Raw genomic sequence first — 20,067 nt, 5'->3', positions numbered from 1 at the left:
CTCCAAAGGATAAGGTTCACCCTTGCGACGAGTCAATGACTTCTCTTTTTTCATCTTTGTTGACTTTTATGAAGTCAACCTATTTCAGGACGAGACAGAAAGTCATAGTCTTTGTTTTGCAATATAAGCATAGATTAATCAATTAGTTGGTATGTTTTGTTTCCATACATCCGGGTGTCCGGAGCAGAAACATCCGGGTGTAACCGCCCCATACATCCGGATGTTGAAAGGTGCAAGATGGGGATGTCTGTGATCATTTCTGCTTGTTTTCGGTACTTTTCTTGCTTGTTTTGAAGAAAAAGCATCATAAGGGAATCAAAACACTCCGGTGTGGATGCATATAGGTGTACTTAGTATAATTTAAAGAATAATGGAACTTCCAGGAGATGGTAATCAGGGATATTTATGTAAATTTGCCCGGAAATAAAAGAGTTTATGGAAGTAAAGATCATAAATAAGTCACACCATCCGCTGCCGGGATACGCGACTCCGCTGTCGGCAGGAATGGACATTCGTGCAAATCTGGCGGAACCGGTAGTGTTGAAACCCCTTGAACGGAAACTGATACCGACCGGATTATATATCGCGTTGCCGGAAGGCTATGAGGCACAGATGCGCCCCCGTAGCGGTCTGGCATTGAAGCATGGCATCACATTGCTGAACACGCCGGGTACTATCGATGCGGACTATCGCGGCGAGATCGGCATAATCCTGATAAACCTCTCTTCCGAACCGTTTACCATCAATGACGGGGAGCGTATTTGCCAGATGGTGATCACGGCTCACAGCCAGGTCGTCTGGCAGCCGGTGGAAGTGCTGGACGACACCGAACGGGGAGCCGGCGGCTTTGGCCACACGGGGAAATAATTAAAAATTAAGAATTAAGAATTAAAAAATATGGGAGGGATGCTAAAGTCTCTGATCTCGATATCTTTTCTGTTATTCCTGATCGGGAGTTCGCAATCGTTGAGGGCGCAGGATCAGGAGGCGAAGGTGGAAATATCGTCGAAGTCGAATCAAGTGAGTGCCGGGGATCAGCGGAAGTTCGATTACTTCTTCTATGAAGGGCTGAACCTGAAGGCAGCCGGAAAATTCGATGCCGCTTATGATGCCTTTAACCATTGTCTGGCGATCGATTCGACCGCCTCGGCCGTCTTATACGAACTTTCTTCGTTTTATGCCCAGCTGAACCGTCCGGAAAAGTCGCTGGAGATGTTGCGGCGTGCGGTGGCTTACAGTTCCGATAATTTTACCTACCGGCTGGCGTTGGCGACAATGAGCCGCAACCTCGGTATGTTCGGCGAGGCGTCGGACGAGTATGAGAAGCTTGTAAAAGATTATCCCGGAAAACCGGAGTTGAACTATTACTTGGCGGATGCGCTTACGCAGGAAGGTGAAATCGGGAAGGCGATCGATGCTTATGACGCCCTCGAATCGTCTATAGGCATGAGCGAGGCGCTTTCCATGCAGAAATATAAATTGTATAATGCGTTGGAGCAGAACGATAACGCGTTCAAAGAGGTGGAAAAGCTTGCCGCCAAATTCCCGATGGAATCCCGCTATCAGATCATTTTGGGGGATCTCCACTTGGAAAAGAATGATACGGTCAAAGCGTTGAAATATTATCAGAAAGCACACGAAATCGATCCGGAAAGTCCCTATTACATTGTCTCTATGGCGAACTATTATGAAGTCGTCGGTAATAAGGACGCCGCCGAGACGCAGATACGCAATGCATTAGTGAACGAGAAATTGGATGTCGAGACGAAAGTCGGTATCCTGTCCCGTTATATTCTCAAACTGCAGCAGACGAAGAAGGGGACCGAGAGTGCGAATGCCCTTTTCCAGACATTACTGGAACAGCATCCGGAAGATACCGATCTGAAACAGATGTACGGCAGTCTGCTGGTTGCGCAGGGGAAGACTGATGAGGCCCGTTTCCAGTTTCAGCTGATTACCGAGATGGAACCTTCGAATGCTGCTGCCTGGCAACAACTCTTGAATCTGGCGTTGAAGTCGGAAGAGATTCCCGAAGTGATCCGTATCTGTACCCGTTGCCAGGAGCTTTTCCCCGATGCACCGGAGTATTACTTTTATCTTGGGATCGCTTATTTCCAGCAGGAAAAGTATCAGGATGCACTGGATACCTACAAGGCAGGCCTGGAGATTATCCCGGAGACGAACGTAGGGTTGAAGTCTGATTTTTACGGACAGATAGGCGATATCTACTATCAGATCAAGAATATGCCGGAAGCCTATAAAGCGTATGATGAAGCGTTGAAGTACAACGACAAGAACGTGGTCGTCCTCAATAATTACGCCTATTTCCTCTCGCTGGAAAAGAAAGATCTGAAAAAGGCGGAACGGATGAGTGCATTGGCAGTCAAACTGGAACCGAACAATTCGACATATCTCGATACGTATGCCTGGATATTCTTTGTACAGGGAAACTATACGCTTGCCAAGATATACATAGAGAGTGCGCTTGCCAACGATACGACCAAAAGCTCCGAGCTGGTAGACCATTACGGCGATATCCTCTTCATGAGCGGCGATAAGGAAAAGGCGCTTGAACAATGGAAGAAAGCGAAGGAGATGGGAAAAGAAAGCGATGTGCTGGATCGCAAGATCGCAGAGGGAACCTATATAGAAGAGGAGGTCAAGAATGAATAAGATAAGCCTTGCCTTTGCGCTGGTCTTTTTTATCGCCCTGTCGTTCACAGGTTGTAAATCGACCAAGAAAGTCGGTACGGTCGAAGCGGGCGGGGCGAAAGCGCATAACGAGTTCTTTACGCTTATGCAGGAGCAGGCGTTCAAGTATGAAACCCTGACTGCACGCCTGAACGTGGACTTGAACTTGCCGGGCAACAATATGAGTTCGCGTGTGGATCTGAAGATGGTAAAAGACAGTGCTTTCCAGTTGTCCGTGCAACCCTTTTTAGGTATCGAGGTTTTCCGCGCCGAGATCAGTGTGGACAGCGTAAAGGTGATCGACCGTATGAACAAGCGCTATGTGGCTGACAATTATGCCAACCTGAAAGGGCAGACACCGATCGAGTTCAATTTTTATAATCTGCAGGCACTTTTCACCAACCGTCTGTTCCTTCCCGGACAGCAGGGGATCAGCCCGAAGCTGTACAACCGCTTTAAGCTGAAGCAGGACGGGCCCGCAGCCGAAATACAGGTAAAAGACGTGATGGGGTTGCTGTACACCTTTATGGCGGACGGGGAGGAGAAGATTCTCTCAACCTGTATTTCCGAACCTTCGGACCGTTACGCCTTGCAATGGGATTATGCTGATTTTCGCTTGGTAGACGGACAGCCTTTCCCGATGAGAATGGATGTGCAGGTGATGAAGGATGGCACTTCGCAAGGAGGAGTCACGTTGCATTTCTCCCGCATGCAGACGGATGTCCCGGTGAAAATGGATTTTTCCATTCCTGCCAAATATAAACGTATCACATTGTCTCAGATCATCAAATCGTTGAGTAGTAATAAAATGTAAGATGAGATACTTCTGGTTCGTCATATTCGTGCTGTCGGTCGGTTCTGTTTCCGCCGAGATCGAGATGACCAGCCAGCTATTGGACGAGACGCGGCAGACGGCGCGTAACTCGCTGAACCGGCTGAACCTGCTCTCCAAACAGATCCTTTCCCGCAAACAGGTCATCAGCCTCCTGAACCAGGAGATTGGGGAAATAGACAAGCAGATAGCCGCTTCCCGCCGGAACATCTCCCAACTGGAAAGAGAGTTGGAAAATAAACGGCAGAATTACGGTAAATCGGTTCAAAGCATATACAAACGCCGCAGTTCGCAGGATAAGTTGTTGTTCATCCTTTCCGCCGACAATTTTGCCCAGTCCCTTCGCCGTATGCGTTACCTTCGCGAGTATGCCGACTGGCAGAAGAAGCAGGCATCCGAAATTATCGGTAAGCAGAAGGAAATTGCCGGCAAGCAGAAAGAACTGGAAAAGACACGTGCCGAGAAGAACGCCTTATTGGGTGCGCGGGAGGATGAAAGTCGTAAGCTCCAGACCGAGGAATCGAGCCAGAAAGAAGAGGTGCAGCAGTTAAACCAGAAACAGAAACAGTTGCAGGCCGACCTGAAAAAGAAAAAGCAGCAGGCTGATGCCTTGAACCGCCAGATCGAAAAGCAGATAGCCGAAGAAATCGCCCGCGCCGAAGCCGAGGCCAAAGCTGCCCGCGAACGGGCGGCCCGCGCTGAAAGGAACCGTTTGGCACGTGAAAAGGCGGCTGCTTCAGGAAAGAAAGTCCCTGAAACAAAACCGGAGGCGGATCCGGTCCGCGAAGAACGTGTCGCCGACACCAAAGGCGGGTATGCCATGACAAAGGCCGAGAAGCGCTTATCCGATGATTTTGCAAGCAATAAGGGGCGTTTGCCTTATCCTGTGTCCGGCCGCCATACGATTGTCGCTGCCTTCGGCGAACAGCAGCACCAGGAATTGAAGTATGTCCGTACGAATAACAGCGGTATAGACATCCAGACCGCTCCGGGTACGGATGCCCGCGCCGTGTTCAATGGTGAGGTGACGCGTGTGTTCGTTGTTCCGGGATATAACAATTCGGTCATTGTCCGCCACGGTAACTATTTGACGGTATATAGCAACTTGAGCCAGGTCTATGTGAAGGCAGGCGATAAGGTGAGTACCCGCCAGGCGATCGGAAAGATCTTTACCGATACAGAGGACGGCAATGCCACAATCCTTCATTTCCAGCTTTGGAAAGAAAAGACGAAACTGAATCCGGCTCCGTGGCTGGATTGACGAAAAGGCGCATTGAGGCTGACCGGGGGCGCGTCACGACGGATGTAGCAGGTGTGTCAGGGCTGATCGTCGTCATGTGTCAACCGGAGTTTCCGGAGTGCGAACCTCACATCCTCTTTATTGATCAGAAAGTCCTTTGGGCGAGTTCCTGTTTTCCTGCAGAAAATAATCATGGAGAATGCCAGCATGGTGCTGAATGCGATACTGGAACTGATGGCCGATCCGAACACTCCGTAGTGCGGGATCAGCAGGTAGCCCGAAACAAGCAGGCTTATCAAACCGACAAAAGAACTGCCCGTGCTGTAACGTATTTTGCCGCTTCCGGTAAAATATTGGCATAGTATGCTGTTGCAGGCCAGTGCTATGATTCCGGCCGACAACCCTGTTATGACGTTGTGCATCCCTGCGAACTCGGCACTGAACAGATAATCCGTATAGATCCATTCCGGTATCAGAAGAATGCAGCCGGTCGCAAGTGTGATGGCACAAAAAGTTAGTTTGAAGAACCGGAGCGTGATTTGTTTTTGCTCGCCGGGTTTATGTGTCCGGGCAACGCGGCTGTATGTGATAAAGCCGATGCTGCGATTGATATGCCAGACGCTCTCGGAAATCTTGGTTCCCGCATCCAGCAGTCCGACGCTTCCCAACCCGGCAAACCGTTGGATCAGGAAATAGTTGAGGCGGGTAGTCAGGATCTCGGCAATATTGTCCGCACTTCCCCAAAGCCCGTAAGCAAACATCTCTTTCAAAAGAGCGTATTGGGAGCGTCCCTTCCGGGGATCTGCCTCTTTTTTGTTCAGAAACGGCAGGAGTAGGAAAAGGCTGACGAGAAACGCGATGCCGTTTGTGAAATACATTCCCCACAGGTAAGCGGTTACGTTCTGTATCTTCAATCCGTAATAAAGGAATAATAAGACAAAAAATAGTAATCCTCCTTGCAAGACAAAGGTCAGGTTGAACCCGAAAATCTGATTCTTTCCCAACAGGAAACGGGAGTTTGCGGCAACGAGGGAGGTCAGGGTGGAAAGAATATAAATATCAAGAGCGTGCCCTTCGGGAAGCACTCCGAGGATGGCCATGCTGCCGCAAGCGATGCCTGCTCCGACGGGTGTCCAGCAGTAGGAAGGCAAAAATACGGCTTGCATGGAATAGCGGTTCATGAAATAGACGATCGTATTTCCCGCCAATATTCCGCAGAACATGGTGGCGATTCCTACTATCGCCAGAATCAGCCCGACCAGTCCGACTCCTTCGACACCCAATACCTTGGCATTGACAAAGATCAGTGCCAGGTTCAGGATGGCGATTAGGTAACGTGTGCCGATGGTTGTGAAGAGGTCCCTCATATTAATTGAAAGTTTGAAGAAAGAGAGGATGCGGTAGAGTGATCTTGCTCTTTTTCAATTGTCAATCGTCAATTGGTCGAGCAGCTTGATATACATATCGATTGCTTCCCGTATCTCCATCAGGCCGATATATTCGTCGGCTGCATGGGAACGGGCGGAGTTTCCCGGTCCGATCTTCACGGAAGGGAAGTGCATGAGGGCCTGGTCGCTCAAAGTAGGCGAACCGAAAGGCTCTTTTCCCATCATGACGGCACGGCGTACGAACGGATGTTGCAAATCTGTACGGGTGGAGTTGAGGCGGAAGCTGCGGGCTTTTATTTCGCAGCCGACCTGCGATTTGATCAGTTCGAACAGTTTTTCGTTGGGATAGAATTCGTTTGTCCGGATATCGACGGTGAATTCGCAGCGGTCCGGAACGACATTGTGCTGTGTCCCGGCGTGGATAATCGTGACGCTCATTTTCACCGGTCCGAGGAAATCGCTTTTTTCCGGGAACTGATAGGTGTTGAACCATTCGATGTCTTTCATCGCAAGCGTGATCGCATTGATCCCCTCGTTCCGGGCGGCGTGTCCTGCCTTGCCGGTGCTGACACAGTCCAGTACCATCAGCCCCTTTTCAGCTACGGCAGGTTGCATGCCGGTCGGTTCGCCGACAACGGCGAATGCGATGGGGGGAAGGTCGGCAAGAGCGCTTTCCAGTCCGTTCTTGCCGGAAACTTCTTCTTCGCATGAAGCTAGGAAGATCAGGTTGTAGGGTTGTTCCTTCCCTGATAACACCCTGAATGCTTCATAAAGAGAGACTACGCTCGCGCCGGCATCATTGCTGCCAAGGCCGTACAGACGCTCGTCTTCCGTCTCCTCCGGATTGAACGGATCTTTCGTCCAGCCCGAAGCCGGTTTGACAGTGTCGATATGGGAGTTGAGCAGCAGAGTTGGTTTGTCCAGATCAAAACCGGGAGCGATCAGCCACAGATTATTCCCTTTGCGGTTCACCTTATACCCTGCTTTTTCCCAGCTCTGCTTGAGAAAATCAGCCGTTTCTCCCTCCTCCCTGCTGAAAGAAGGACGTGAAATCATCCCTTTTAATAGGTCTATTGCGTCGTAGTACATGATTATGTTTTATTCCGTTAATATTCTATCCACCGTCTCCCTGTCTTTTTTCAGTTGGTCGATCAGCTGGTCGAGGGTGTCGAATTTGATGTCGCCTCGTACGTGTTGTATGAACGTGACTGTTATTTCGTTATTGTAGATGTCGCCTGAGAAGTTGAGGATGTTTACTTCCAGCGTGATGTTGTCCCCGTTGTCCAGGGTCGGGCGGTTACCGATGTACAGCATTCCCTTGTAACGCTGTCCGTTCAGATATACCCGAACGGCATATACGCCGATGCCCGGAATGATCTTGAAAGGCTCGTCCACTTGGATATTGGCGGTCGGGAAACCTAATTTCCGGCCGACCTTATAACCGCTGACGATACTTCCCCTCAGCCCGTAAGGATAAGTCAGCAGATGAGCCGCCTCCTCCACCCGGCATTCCGCAAGGAGTTTCCGTATTTCGGAAGAACTGACGGCCGCCTCTCCTTCGCTGTATTGCGAAGCCTTGATAACCCGGATGCCGCAAGTTTCGCCATAGGTTACATACTGCTCGAAGCCATCCTCGCGGTTATGCCCGAAACGGTGGTCGTAGCCGATCAGCAACGTGTCCACATGCAACCGGTCTGCCAATACGGTAGTGATAAACTCTTTTGCCGTCAGGCGGGATAGTTCGAGGGTGAAGTCCAGCACGATACAATAGTCGATCCCGGTGGAAGCCAAATGTTTCAATTTCTCTTCGAACGAATTGAGCAACTTCGGCTGATAGTCGGCATGCAGGACAGCACGGGGATGTTCGGGAAACGTGATGACGGCGGAAGGCAATCCGGCGGCTTCGGCCACCTGCTTCAGTTCGTGAATCAGAAAACGATGTCCCAGATGAACTCCGTCGAAAAAGCCGATAGTGGCTACCAGCCTTTTCCCTTTCAATGTCTCCGTGTCTCTTACAACAATCATCTTTTCAGTCTTAGGTACTTATAATTATATCTACAAAAGTACATAAAAACTGCGAGTAATAATAATACGGAAATAAATCGTACATTTGGAAAGTGATTTGAACGAAAAACATTTGTATTAAGTTTATATGAAAAAAACATGTATCTCCCTATGCCTGATCGTCTTTGCCGTACTTCAGGCATACGCTGCATCTTCCTGGAAAGAGACAAGAACGGTCGTCTTTACTCCCGCAGGAAGTGAAAAAACACATCTGCTCCAACCCGATCAGAGTATCTCCGAAACCGTTACCTTCGGACAATCCGGAATCCCGACGCGAAAATTCTTACGTGTGATCGGAGGAGTAAAGATGCCTGCTCCTTTTCAGAACAGAGGTGAAGAAATGTTCCGCCGGTCCGAGTTTTATATTGACGACAACTTGGATTCGGTGATCCGTAAAAAGGACCGTTATTCGCTTTATTTCAAAGGCGAAGATGATAATTTCGAGCGCCATGCCTATTACCGCATTTCCGGTAAGTTGCTGAAGCCGGGTGAACTGACGGTAACGCTGCCGGTCGTGAAGAAACAGGGGTTGACTGTTTCCGGGAATGGTGATTTCGGAGTCGAGATCGAATTGTTCTACCGGAAACTGGGACGGGCGGCTGACGATATCTATGACAAGCCGGATACCGTGCTTTACATGCCGGTCCCGGAAGGTACGGGAAAATATCAGACGGTGTCTGAGACATTCACATTGCCGGAAAATGTGGCTTGTGCTTTCCTGCGTATCGGCGGGACGCATTTCAGCGGCGAATGTTGGGTGGAAGCTCCGCGCCTGATACAAAACAAGAAAGCGGTTTGCTCCATACCGTTCACCAAGTTTGCCCAAAAACCGGACAACTACAACTACTGGATCGGCTGTAACCTCTCAACCCGCAGCTGGCCGATGTGGAAGCTCGAATTTAACGGGGAGACGCTTTTCGAAGGAAACATCTTCGACCGCGCTTCCAATGTGGCGGACTTCTATATCCCGCTTCCGTCTTCCTTGCATGGCAGTGGAGAGATGAAGCTGACGCTCCGGAAAGAGCCGCATCGCGCTGCTTATCCGTATGAACTGCGCGGCCTGGAGATCATCGAAGAGACCGCACGCGATTTTGAAGTCGTTTCCGTTCCTGAATATGTTGCCAAAAACGCCTCTTTCGGTATATTGGTGGAGACGAATAAGCCGAATGTCAGCCTCAAAATAAAGGTAAACGGTGCTGCCACGCCTGCCGAGCAGGAATGCCTGTTTGAAATCCCCGGCCTACATGTCGTGGAAATGCGTGCAGGCGAGGTCGGTCACGCCATCCCGCTGGTGTTTGACGACGGCAGCCGTACGGAACAGGCGCAAATCCGCCAGGTGATCGACAAGGAGGCAGAGCAGATCTATCTTTCGTCCGGTGACGAAATCTATATCGACAAGCAATATACGCCGTATGATTATTTCTTCAAATGGTATGTTTCCAACCGGATCGGTAACTGGTATCAGTTCCGTCCTTCCTACCAGTGGAGCGGTTTCCGAGTAGCTGATCCTGCCGTCATCGGCCATTACACCCGGTTGCTGGACCAGTTGAAGATCCCGTACGCCTGGCAAGTCGAAGGACGTACGCTGGCAGGCAGCCGGATCAATCCTTCTTTGGAAACATTGGCTACCCCGATGTTCCGTGGCAAGCAGGCGCATGAGAATGACGGCGGCTACTATTACTGGCAGCATTTCCAGTACCAGGGAGTATTCTCCGATATGGCGGCACGCAACCGTCCTTATGGCGGAATCTTTGCCAAACATCGTCCGATTTATACCGACCACGGTGTCTTTATCCATTATGATCCGGAAGGGGTGACGGACATGGCCGACGGCGCCCGCAAGCTCGTTGCCAATTTCCGCTATTCCAAAGGTCCGAGCACGCGCCATACGGGACCGTCCACGCTGTTCCGTTATTTGTATCAAGCCGGTTACGACTGGCTGGGAGCCGAACAGATGTACGGGCCGGAAGAAATCATACTCTCTTCCCTGCGTGGTGCATCCCGCGCCTACAGCCGTCCGCTTTACGGGACGCTTCATGCCATGCAATGGGGCTCAGGGCCGTTTACCGATCCGAAACACTCCCTGCGCCTGTATATGTCGCTGGCCGTTGCTTATATGCACGGTTCTTCCCATATGAATACGGAAGAGGCCTTGTGGACGGACGAATATATGAACGACCGTTATTCCGTTTCCGGCAAGGAACATCTGTTTGCCCAGCATCAGATGCTCGATTTCGTGGAAACGCATTCCCGCCGTGGCGACTTGAGAAGCAATATTGCCGTGATCCAGGGGCGTAACGACGCCTGGAAGTCGTTCGGTCGTGGCAGCCTGTGGTCGCAGAAGGGTGATAAATGGAAGTTCAATAAGGCATGCGAGAGTTTCGATCTGCTGAATGTCTTCTATCCGGACAATATCGTGGATGGCTGCGGGCCGGAAGGTTGGTTTACTTCCACCCCTTACGGTACGGTTGACTTGCTGCCTGTCGAAGCACCGCAAGACGTGATGGACCGATATAAGGCGATGATCTTCCTCGGATGGAACAGTTACGACGCGAATGACTTCCTGCGTATCCGCGATTTTGTATTCAAGGGCGGAACGCTTTTGCTCACGGCGGCCCATCTGAACGAAGAGTTGCAGCCCGACCAGCCGGTCCGTTTCCCTGCCGACGATGCGGTTATCCGTGAGATGTTGGGAGAAAATTACCGGCAACTGACCACTAAGACGGAGATCGCCTGCGGTTCGGGAAAAATCATCTATTTCCCCCAGAAAGCCTATCCAGCCGAAACGATGTTGAAAGCTGATTATGTGGAAGCCATGAAAGAAATTGCTGCCAAGGCTGCCGGTGAGGAAACCTGCAAAGGCTGGATGGAGGCGGCTCCTTCAGTCGGTTTCACGGTTTGGGATCATTCGGACCGCCGTACGATCTATCTGTTGAATACCGATTGGGCGAGCGACCAAGACCAGCGTCCGGCCACCTTTATCTATAAAGGTAAAAAGTTTCCGGTTGTTGTGCGCCGTTATCATATTGAAACCATCCATTGCGCTGACGGCTTGGCTGTCATGCCGGCTTCCAATACGACGGATATCTTGTCTGTCTGCAAGAAAGAGAACGGCTGGGTGGTCAAGGTCCAGACTACCGGAAACGATGTAGTTCAATGTATGAATGCTGTCACCGGAAAGGTCGAACCGATAAAATTCGATGAACCGGGTGTACATGAAGTGTTTGTTAATGAATAATTAGATTTTTTTCTATATTTGCAAATATGGGGAATACATCTTTGGACATAGATCAATACCGGCATATTTATACGGAGTATGCCCCGATGTTGATGCGCTTTGCGGAGAAGTTCGTTTCCGGTTTCTTTGCCGAAGATATTGTCCACGATGTATTTCTGAAGTTGTGGGACAAGCAGGTGTTCCGCCTTCCGGAGAATGACCTGAAACGGGTGCTTTATGTCTCCGTCCGGAATGCCTGCCTGGATTATCTTCGCCGGATAAATATGGAGCAGGAGATCATCGATCATCGCGCCCTTCAGTTAAAATTGGAAGAGCTTGACTTCTTTGAGGCATCCGACGAACTTTTCATGCGAAAGGATTTGCTCGATCTGCTGATGAAAAAGATTGCCGAACTGCCTGAAAGAAGCCAGCAAATCTTCCGTATGTCCTATCTCGAAGGTCTGAAAGCGGCCGAAATAGCAGAACGTCTGGATCTCTCTGTCCGTACGGTCGAGAACCAGCTTTATCGTTCCCTCCTTTATCTGCGTAAGAACTGTTCGAATCTGTTCCTACTGATATTTCTTTTATAAAGAATTTGCGCGTTGGCTTCACCCTGTCTTGCTATACGTTGAAAATCAATGTGTAAAAAAGTGAAGGCAAGCATCTGGACTGCCTTCACCTTAAAGATCTGCTTTCACTCATTGGAGTGACGAATTTGACCAAAGCCATCTTAATTCATGAGACGAAAGAATCAAAACAATCTCTTAAGTGAAAAAATAAAGGAATTATAGAAGCTTTTTAATGTCCTAATATACAAAATATTAAGGCCTGTATTATAGCTCCTTGTATTTTTGGCCTAAGTCGAAAGCCTTTTTGCCTAGTGTCAAAAGCCTTTTCGACCTTAGTCAAAAAGGTATTCGACGTAGGTCAAAAGCTCTATGACTTTATAGTCTGACGATAAAAGTATGGCAGTTGCCACTCTATGATACTTTTCGTCCCCCCAACTCATTTACTGGTTTGTCTGTTTTTTTACTTTTATAGACCACCTATAACAGGATTTTTTAATACACAGTCAACCCAAATTAGGACGAGACACACATGGTGAAGGCAATTCCCGGATTATGACGAAAAAAATTGTTTTTCTTGTGAGTATTTTTTCTTTCCCGTTCGTTGTGTATATGTAAGAACCAAGTTAACCATGTGTCGACTTTGTATCTACATCTAATAATTAAGTGAAAATGGAAAACGAACATTCGGAATTAATCATCGGGTATTTGCAAGGACGGCTGCAAGGTCGGTCTTTGGACGATTTTTATGCCTGGGTGAATGAAAGTGCAGACAACAAAAAATTGTTTTTCGAGACCAAAGCACTTTATGAAGCCTGCGCTCCTTCCCGTGGTGCTTCTGAAATACACGATAGCTGGCTTCGCCTTCTCGATAAGAGAAAGTCCCGCCAGCGTAAAAGATATTCCTTATTGACCCGCATAAGTACTTATGCGGCTGTGGCAATGTTTGCCGCAGCCATTACTTCTACTGTGTTTATCTTTTCTTCGAGGGAATATGACGACCGGATTACCAGTTATGTCGGTGGAGACGGGCTTGAAGCGGATGTTGTTGTTTTGCCGGACGGAACCCGCGTCAGTCTCGGAACCCGGACTTCTTTCTCTTATGATTCCCGTTATGGTAAGTCCGAACGTATCGTGCAACTGGAAGGGGAAGCCTATTTTGAAGTAGCCAAAGATAAAGATAAGCCATTTATTGTCAAGACCAAAGAACAATCTATCGAAGCACTCGGGACGAAGTTCAACGTTTCCGCTTATCCGACCGATTCGCTCCTGACTACGACACTGCTGGAAGGTTCTGTCCTGCTGACCACGCAGAACCTGTTACATCCTACGGTCTTAAAGCCGAACGAACAGTTTGTCTATAACAAAAGAACGCGATCAGCCCTCCTGCAACAGGTCGACGCCAACCGGTTTGTTTCGTGGACAACCGGATATTATTATTTCCCCGAACAAAGTCTTGAAGCTATTCTGTATCGGTTGAGCCATGTTTACGGCGTGCAGTTCACTGTTAAGTCGGAAGCACTGAAGCGCCGGACATTTACCGGGACTTTCTATCGGGGGCAGAGTATCAAAGACATCATGGAGATTATCCATCTGTCAATCCCGGTCCGGTATAAGATCGACGATCATCACGTGACAATATCAGAAATCTAAATAAAAACAAATTGCTAATCTTAGTAGGAAATATGAACACCAGTTAGTCTTAAACCAAAAAGAAGAGAAAATCTTGCCGGATCTTCTCTTCTAAAAGTGTGAACAATTAAACTCCCATTGCCGTGGGATCATGTTTAATCTTAAAAACATTCAAAAGTATGAATAATCAACGTATAGTTGTTTCTCTTAACCTGAAAAGAACTATAAAAATCATGAAATTAACCGTGTTAATGTTGGCTGTTTGTCTGTCAAGCGTGGTTGCTTCCACCTATGCGCAAACTGCTACTCTAAATGTTTCAGCTAAGAATGAAACTTTAGAAAAAGTGTTGAAACAGATCGAAAAGCAGTCCGAGTTCCTGTTTTTCTATAATCTGGAAGAGATCAACAAGAACGAAAAGATCTCTATCAATGAAAAGAATGCTAATATTCAGACTGTGTTGGATGCTATTGCAGCTAAAACAGGTTTGAAATACACTATCAAGGATCGTCACATTGTCCTGACTTCCGAGGCAGCTCCGGCTTCTACCGCCGCCACGCAGCAGAATCGTAAGGTGACCGGTACTGTAAGCGATGCATTCGGCCCTGTCGCCGGTGCAAACGTTATCCAGAAAGGTACGACTAACGGTACTACTACCGACATGGATGGAAACTTTTCCATCGAAGTTCCGGCTAACGCGACTTTGCAGATTTCCTTTATCGGATACATTCCTCAGGACATTGTTGTGAAGAATCAGAATGTGATCAACGTTCTGTTGAAAGAAGATACACAGGCTTTGGAAGAAGTGGTGGTTGTCGGTTACGGTACGATGAAGAAGAAGGATATGACAGGTGCAGTTGCATCTGTCAAGATGGATGACACTCCTGTGGCAACAGTGTCTACAGTTAGTCATGCTTTGGCTGGTAAGGCTGCCGGTTTGCAGGTCAGCACGATTAGTGCCCAGCCGGGTGGACAATCAACTTTCCGTATTCGCGGTGCCGCTTCTTCTGATAAGGCGGGGAATGACCCGTTGATCATTATTGATGGTTTTCCTGTGAATTCTCCGGGTTCATTGGATAGTGGTAATCAATATTCAGGAGGTAATAAAGATAATATCCTGGCTTCTATCAATCCAAACGATATTGAATCTATTGAAGTGCTGAAAGATGCAAGTTCGACAGCTATTTATGGTGCTCGTGCCGGTAACGGTGTGATCATCGTGACGACAAAACGAGGTAAGAGCGGGGCGGCTAAGGTACAGTATTCCGGATCGGCTTCTGTACAGCAGATAGCCAAATCTTACGAGATGTTGGACGCTTCCGGTTTTATGCGGGCAACAAACGATTATACTCGTGAACAATGGATGCGTACGAACGGTGTTGGCATTTATGGAGGAAAAGAGGCGACAGACCCTTCCCTGCCGGCTTTGACATTGCCTTATACAGATGCTCAGATTGCCAATCCGGCTAATAATACGAATTGGTTTGATGAAATATCCCGTTTAGGTTTTCAGACTTCTCATAACTTATCTATAACAGGAGGTAACGATAATACGAAGTACTTGGTTTCTGGAAACTATTTTAATCAGGATGGTGTGATTAAAAATAATGGAATGACAAGATACTCTCTTCGTGCCAATTTGGACCAGAAGTTGAGCAAATATGTAAAGATGGGGATTAATTTGACGGCGACACGTAATGAATATGACAACGTGCCTTTAGGTAGTGGCCAGAATGAGAATGCCGGAATTTTGGTTTCTGCGGCTCAGTTTAATCCGGCTTTGCCCATTCGGGATGAGAATGGCAATTATTCGATGAACTCCGATGCTTCTTTCTTGCCGAATCCTGTTTCATTGCTGGACATTACAGATAAGACGACTCAAGAGCGTTTATTGGCAAATGCATTTTTTGAAGTTCGCCCGATAGATGGCTTATTGTTGAAAGCAAATTTCGGTATCGACCGTAACTATCAGAAACTGAAACAATATTTGCCAACGACAACGCTTTATGGACAACGTGAAAATGGTGCGGCCTCTATTGCACAGGGTGATAATTCCGACTACTTGATGGAATTGACTGCTAATTATACGAAACAGGTAGGCGACCATAACTTCAACGCTTTGGTTGGTCATTCTTATCAGTTGTTTACATATGAAATGTTTTCAGGAAAAAGCAATGACTTCATTACAGACGGTTTCTTGTATAACAACTTGGGCGCGGGTAATGCAAAACGTCCGACTGTAGGATCGAGTGCGATCAAATCTCGTATGGCTTCATTCTTCGGTCGTTTGAACTATACGTTTAAAGACCGTTATCTGCTGACAGCGACATTGCGTGCCGATGGTTCTTCAAATTTTGCTTCGGGTGAACGTTGGGGGTTCTTCCCTTCAGTTGCTGCCGGATGGCGGTTTACGGAAGAAGAGTTCTTGGCTCCTTTGAGAAATGTATTGTCTAATGGTAAATTACGTTTGAGCTATGGTGAAACAGGTAACTCCAACGTAGGAGATAAAGCTTATAGCTATTATAAAGTAGGTAACAATAATATCTTTGGCAATTCCATGATCAATGGTGTCTATTTGAGTCAACTCGGAAACAATGTTTTGACTTGGGAAACAGCCCGTGAATGGAACGTTGGTTTGGATTTAGGTTTCTTAGATGGACGTGTCAATGTAACTGCTGAATATTATCATAAAGTCGTTTCCGATTTGTTGAATGAACAGACTTTGCTGTCTTATAACGAGGTGAATAAAATCATTGCGAACGTGGGTAAGACTCAGAGCCAGGGTTTTGAATTGACGATCAATACGACTAATATCCGTAATAAGGATTTTGAATGGACATCAGACTTGACATTCTCTCTCTATCGTGACAAGTGGAAAGAACGTGATCCGAAATGGAAACCGAATGCTTATGATGAGTATAACGGATGGATGCGTTACTATTCCGGTTATTTGTCAGATGGTTTGGTTCAAGTAGGTGAAACGATCGACCATATGCCTGGTGCATTACCCGGACAGGTGAAGATCAAAGATATTGACGGATATGTTTATGAATCCGATGGTTCCATTAAAGTTGATAAGCATGGCATTCCGATGAAGACCGGAAAGCCTGATGGTAAGTTGGATGATGCAGATAAAGTGATTTACGGATCTGCTGACCCTGGATATTTATTTGGGTTTAATAATACTTTGCGTTGGAAAAACTTTGATCTCAATGTTTATTTCTATGGACAGTTTGATAAGCTTTCTGCCGGAAGTTATAAGAAACAATGGTTGAGTAATAACGTTAATGACTTGCGCCGTGGTTATAATCAGCCTACTTCAATATCGGATCTTTGGTCCTCCAGCAATCCGAACGGTACGTTACCCGGATATTTCCAGACTGAAAGTGCCTATGGAGTCGGTGACTATTATTATGAAAAGACTTGGTTCATCCGTTGTCGTAACATTACTTTAGGTTATAATATTCCTATTAAGACCAGCAAACATATTCTGTCTAACGTACGTGTGTATTTCGACGTGAACAATCCGTTTACAATCACTCCGTATACAGGTCTTGACCCGGAAACTGACATTTCAAGTTCAGAAAGTGCTCCATCTCAGTTGCAATGGGCTTACCCGAATGTTCGTACTTACAGCTTCGGTTTGGATATTACATTCTAATAGTATAAACAGTTAAAAATAAAGATAAAGTCATGAAGAAATTATTATATACAGTAATGTGCTGTTGCGCATTGGCCTCATGTACTAATTTGGATTCGGAAAGATATGATGCGATCAATCCGGATTTTTTCCCGACGAATGAAAAGGATGCGGAGGCGCTTGTTGTGGGAGGTGTTTATGCTCCTTTCCGTAGTGCGGAGTATAGCGGTGTATTCAGTACGGCTCACAGTTTTCAGGTTATTGGTGATATGTCAACCGATATTGCTGTTTGTTGTTGGGTGAATGATAGCTGGATTCCGCTGACAACTCATAACTGGACTCCGAATCATTCTTATACGACTCTCAATTATACGGATTATGCCAAATATTTGGGTACAATGACATTGACATTGGATCGTATCTCAAATGTAGAAATGAGTGACGAGAAGAAGGCTTTACTGATGGCTGAAACTCATTTAGGCCGTGGTTGGCTGGCATTTTTATTGTATGATTTCTATGGGCCTATTCCAATTCCGACACTGGAAGATTTGAAGAATCCGTTGGATGAAGTAATTGAGCCGCGTGCGACTCAAGAAGAGATGACAAATTTCATTGAAACGGAATTGACTGAATCATTGAAAGGCTTGCCTACCCGTACGACACAGTTCGGACGCTTTGATAAAGGTTTGGCGTATACGATTCTAATGAAGTATTACATGCATGAGAAGAATTGGGCGAAAGCGGAAGAATGTGGCCGTGAATTGTTGAAAGCCGAATACGGTTATGGATTGATGGACAGATATGCAGATATCTTTACGCTTGAAAATGAAGGGAACAAGGAAATTATCTTTGCTTGTACGGAAGAAAGAGGTACAAATCTTCAGTTGTGGCATGACCATGCTTTACCGGGAAACTACCCGACTAAGAATGCTTCTATCCAGAAATGGGATGGTTATAAAGTCCCTTGGCCTTTCTACCGTACTTTTGAGGAAGGTGATGACCGTCTGTCTGTTTTGGTTGGCGAATATGTAGGTACTGATGGTGTATTGTTTAATGAAGAGTCTGATATCGCCAAACATGGTAACCTTTATTCTGGAGCTGTACCTGTAAAATATGGTGAAGACCCCGAATCTACAGGAGACGGCAGCCAGATCGACTTGGTTGTTTACCGTTACGCAGACGTCCTGACTTTGCTTTCTGAAGCAATTGTTCGTAAAGGAAATGCCGTAACTTCCGAAGCACTGGACCTGTTGAATCAGGTTCGTGTACGTGCCAAGCTGAATCCATATACAATGGGTGATGTAAAAGGAGTAGACGATTTCTTGCAGAAAGTATTGGATGAAAGAGGGCATGAGCTTTGGTTCGAAGGTGTCCGCCGTTCCGACCTGATCCGTCACGGACAGTTTATCCAGAATGCAAGAGACCGTGGTTGTACGACGACTAAAGATGAGTTTGTTTTATTCCCGTTGCCTCAAGCTGTAATCAACGAAGGTAAGGGCAAAATCGTTCAGAATCCAGGTTATTGATCCGATTCTTTTAGAGTCTATATTTAATTGAGAAAGGGCCGCTTCATTTGCGGCCTTTTTTCTCTCCGTTAATAAATAAATATCATGAGCAATAAATATCTATTCAGTACACTTCTTGCCTGTTTCCTTTTGCAGTCCAGCTTACAGAACATACAGGCACAGGATTATCCCGCCAGCCCATTGGAAAAAGAAGGTTACCGTTTGATCTTTCACGATGAGTTTGAAGGGAAAGAGATCGACCGGACGAAATGGATTCCTGAGTATCTGCCTTCTTGGCCGAAAGACCGGACTGTCTGTACACCGACGTATGAGATGAAAGACGGGGTGGTCCGGTTGACGATCGACCGGGATTCAAAAAATGAGTTTGATAAGGGAATGTATATATCAGGTTTTATGAGTGCCAGCCGCACCGGTATGCATCACTATGATCCGAAAAGGAAAGCCCTTCATTCGATCAAGACGGAAGCTACACAAATAAACCAGTATGGCTATTATGAAATGCGTGCCAAGATGCAAGCTGGGGGCGGGGTGCATTGTGCCTGGTGGTTGATCGGGTTTGAAGATGATCCGAACCAAAGTTGCGAGATCGATATCTTTGAAATATTGGGGACTGATGTCAATCGTATCTGGTCTACCGTACACAGCTGGAAAGACTCGACGATCCAGTATCACACGGAACATCCTTGGTTCGCCAATAAGAAATTGGCGGAAGAGTTTCATGTATATGGCTTCGACTGGACACCGGAAGGTGTGACTGTGTATGTGGATGGCATACAGGTGATGACGCATAAGGCGACGATCACTTATCCGCTGGTTCAGATTATCTCTTTCTATGACAATCGGAAAGCGAAGAACGGCTGGACAGGGACTTACGATCCTTCCGTCCCGTATCCGAAGAGTTTCGATATCGACTATATCCGCATGTACAAGAAGATACCCGAAGGCTGTCAGGCAGTACCGGAAAATGAGTTACGCATCACTTCTATCGAGCCGGCACGCTTGCAGGTATCCGAAGGAAAAGCTACCTTGCGCGATATTGACGGACATGTGACACGCGAGTTGTTATACACGCCTTCGTTTGTAAATGTGCATTATAACGACGGGACGGTAACACAGCAGTTTGTGGAATGGGAACCGTTGGATGATAAAGCTTTGCGCTTGGTTCAGGATGCCGGAACAGTTATCGTGAATGGGAAGATTACCGGTCTGCCGGATGGCTTGCTGAAAGGGCAGGAGGCTACATTGATTATAACAACAACTAAAAACGATTGAT

General features: G+C 47.1%; 13 protein-coding genes. 10 read left to right on the top strand and 3 right to left on the bottom strand.

The window, feature by feature from the left end; translation table 11 throughout:
• Nucleotides 1-435 precede the first annotated feature (435 nt).
• From dut to BHV83_RS20200, 4 genes are read left to right on the top strand one after another with little or no spacing between them, the layout of a single operon-like run.
• Nucleotides 436-867, top strand: coding sequence for a dUTP diphosphatase (dut, locus tag BHV83_RS20215; protein WP_005644980.1), 432 nt, complete (start codon nt 436-438; stop codon nt 865-867).
• A gap of 39 nt (nt 868-906) precedes the next feature.
• Nucleotides 907-2,673: a tetratricopeptide repeat protein gene (locus BHV83_RS20210; protein WP_122205683.1), complete on the top strand. Its 1,767-nt coding sequence runs from the start codon at nt 907-909 to the stop codon at nt 2,671-2,673.
• Nucleotides 2,666-3,505, top strand: coding sequence for a lipoprotein insertase outer membrane protein LolB1 (gene lolB1 / locus BHV83_RS20205; RefSeq protein WP_119215328.1), 840 nt, complete (start codon nt 2,666-2,668; stop codon nt 3,503-3,505). The genes BHV83_RS20210 and lolB1 overlap by 8 nt, the downstream gene beginning before the upstream one ends.
• Nucleotide 3,506: 1 nt before the next feature.
• Nucleotides 3,507-4,784: a murein hydrolase activator EnvC family protein gene (locus tag BHV83_RS20200; protein WP_286757943.1), complete on the top strand. Its 1,278-nt coding sequence runs from the start codon at nt 3,507-3,509 to the stop codon at nt 4,782-4,784.
• 56 nt (nt 4,785-4,840) lie between these two features.
• On the opposite strand, the gene BHV83_RS20195 is transcribed toward BHV83_RS20200, so the two are convergent.
• The 3 genes from BHV83_RS20195 to ribF are packed head-to-tail and all read right to left on the bottom strand — an operon-like array spanning nt 4,841 to nt 8,176.
• On the bottom strand, nt 4,841-6,130 hold the full coding sequence (locus BHV83_RS20195; protein WP_119215330.1) for a lipopolysaccharide biosynthesis protein: 1,290 nt from the start codon (nt 6,128-6,130) through the stop codon (nt 4,841-4,843).
• Between the two features lie 54 nt (nt 6,131-6,184).
• On the bottom strand, nt 6,185-7,240 hold the full coding sequence (locus BHV83_RS20190) for a M20 family metallo-hydrolase (RefSeq protein WP_005633509.1): 1,056 nt from the start codon (nt 7,238-7,240) through the stop codon (nt 6,185-6,187).
• A gap of 9 nt (nt 7,241-7,249) precedes the next feature.
• Nucleotides 7,250-8,176, bottom strand: a complete 927-nt coding sequence (ribF, locus tag BHV83_RS20185; RefSeq protein ID WP_122205636.1) for a riboflavin biosynthesis protein RibF — start codon at nt 8,174-8,176, stop codon at nt 7,250-7,252.
• Nucleotides 8,177-8,303: 127 nt separating this feature from the next.
• On the opposite strand from ribF, the gene BHV83_RS20180 reads away from it, so the two are divergent.
• The 6 genes from BHV83_RS20180 to BHV83_RS20155 all read left to right on the top strand — a co-directional run bounded on the left by BHV83_RS20180 (nt 8,304) and on the right by BHV83_RS20155 (nt 20,066).
• On the top strand, nt 8,304-11,453 hold the full coding sequence (locus BHV83_RS20180; RefSeq protein ID WP_122204046.1) for a hypothetical protein: 3,150 nt from the start codon (nt 8,304-8,306) through the stop codon (nt 11,451-11,453).
• A gap of 26 nt (nt 11,454-11,479) precedes the next feature.
• Nucleotides 11,480-12,022, top strand: coding sequence for an RNA polymerase sigma-70 factor (locus BHV83_RS20175; RefSeq protein ID WP_119215332.1), 543 nt, complete (start codon nt 11,480-11,482; stop codon nt 12,020-12,022).
• A 648-nt stretch (nt 12,023-12,670) separates the two neighbouring features.
• A complete protein-coding gene (locus BHV83_RS20170) occupies nt 12,671-13,651 on the top strand; it encodes a FecR family protein (RefSeq protein WP_122204045.1) in 981 nt (326 codons plus the stop codon).
• A gap of 158 nt (nt 13,652-13,809) precedes the next feature.
• Nucleotides 13,810-17,289 (top strand): TonB-dependent receptor, encoded by a 3,480-nt coding sequence (locus BHV83_RS20165; protein ID WP_122205635.1) that lies wholly within the window; start codon nt 13,810-13,812, stop codon nt 17,287-17,289.
• Between the two features lie 32 nt (nt 17,290-17,321).
• Nucleotides 17,322-18,794 (top strand): RagB/SusD family nutrient uptake outer membrane protein, encoded by a 1,473-nt coding sequence (locus BHV83_RS20160; RefSeq protein WP_005649674.1) that lies wholly within the window; start codon nt 17,322-17,324, stop codon nt 18,792-18,794.
• Between the two features lie 84 nt (nt 18,795-18,878).
• Nucleotides 18,879-20,066 carry a family 16 glycosylhydrolase gene (locus BHV83_RS20155; protein ID WP_270518302.1) on the top strand — a complete coding sequence of 396 codons (1,188 nt, stop codon included), beginning with the start codon at nt 18,879-18,881 and terminating at the stop codon, nt 20,064-20,066.
• The last annotated feature ends 1 nt before the right edge of the window (nt 20,067 follow it).

The organism is Parabacteroides sp. merdae-related_45_40, from assembly GCF_001915675.1.
This window is presented reverse-complemented; position numbering and strand designations above follow the sequence as displayed.

Coding starts and splice junctions, on each gene's coding strand:
- BHV83_RS20195 (WP_119215330.1), bottom strand. CDS start 6,130: ATGAGGGACCTCTTCACAACCATCGGCACACGTTACCTAATCGCCATC.
- BHV83_RS20170 (WP_122204045.1), top strand. CDS start 12,671: ATGGAAAACGAACATTCGGAATTAATCATCGGGTATTTGCAAGGACGG.
- dut (WP_005644980.1), top strand. CDS start 436: ATGGAAGTAAAGATCATAAATAAGTCACACCATCCGCTGCCGGGATAC.
- BHV83_RS20210 (WP_122205683.1), top strand. CDS start 907: ATGCTAAAGTCTCTGATCTCGATATCTTTTCTGTTATTCCTGATCGGG.
- BHV83_RS20175 (WP_119215332.1), top strand. CDS start 11,480: ATGGGGAATACATCTTTGGACATAGATCAATACCGGCATATTTATACG.
- lolB1 (WP_119215328.1), top strand. CDS start 2,666: ATGAATAAGATAAGCCTTGCCTTTGCGCTGGTCTTTTTTATCGCCCTG.
- BHV83_RS20165 (WP_122205635.1), top strand. CDS start 13,810: ATGAATAATCAACGTATAGTTGTTTCTCTTAACCTGAAAAGAACTATA.
- BHV83_RS20180 (WP_122204046.1), top strand. CDS start 8,304: ATGAAAAAAACATGTATCTCCCTATGCCTGATCGTCTTTGCCGTACTT.
- BHV83_RS20190 (WP_005633509.1), bottom strand. CDS start 7,240: ATGTACTACGACGCAATAGACCTATTAAAAGGGATGATTTCACGTCCT.
- BHV83_RS20155 (WP_270518302.1), top strand. CDS start 18,879: ATGAGCAATAAATATCTATTCAGTACACTTCTTGCCTGTTTCCTTTTG.
- BHV83_RS20160 (WP_005649674.1), top strand. CDS start 17,322: ATGAAGAAATTATTATATACAGTAATGTGCTGTTGCGCATTGGCCTCA.
- BHV83_RS20200 (WP_286757943.1), top strand. CDS start 3,507: ATGAGATACTTCTGGTTCGTCATATTCGTGCTGTCGGTCGGTTCTGTT.
- ribF (WP_122205636.1), bottom strand. CDS start 8,176: ATGATTGTTGTAAGAGACACGGAGACATTGAAAGGGAAAAGGCTGGTA.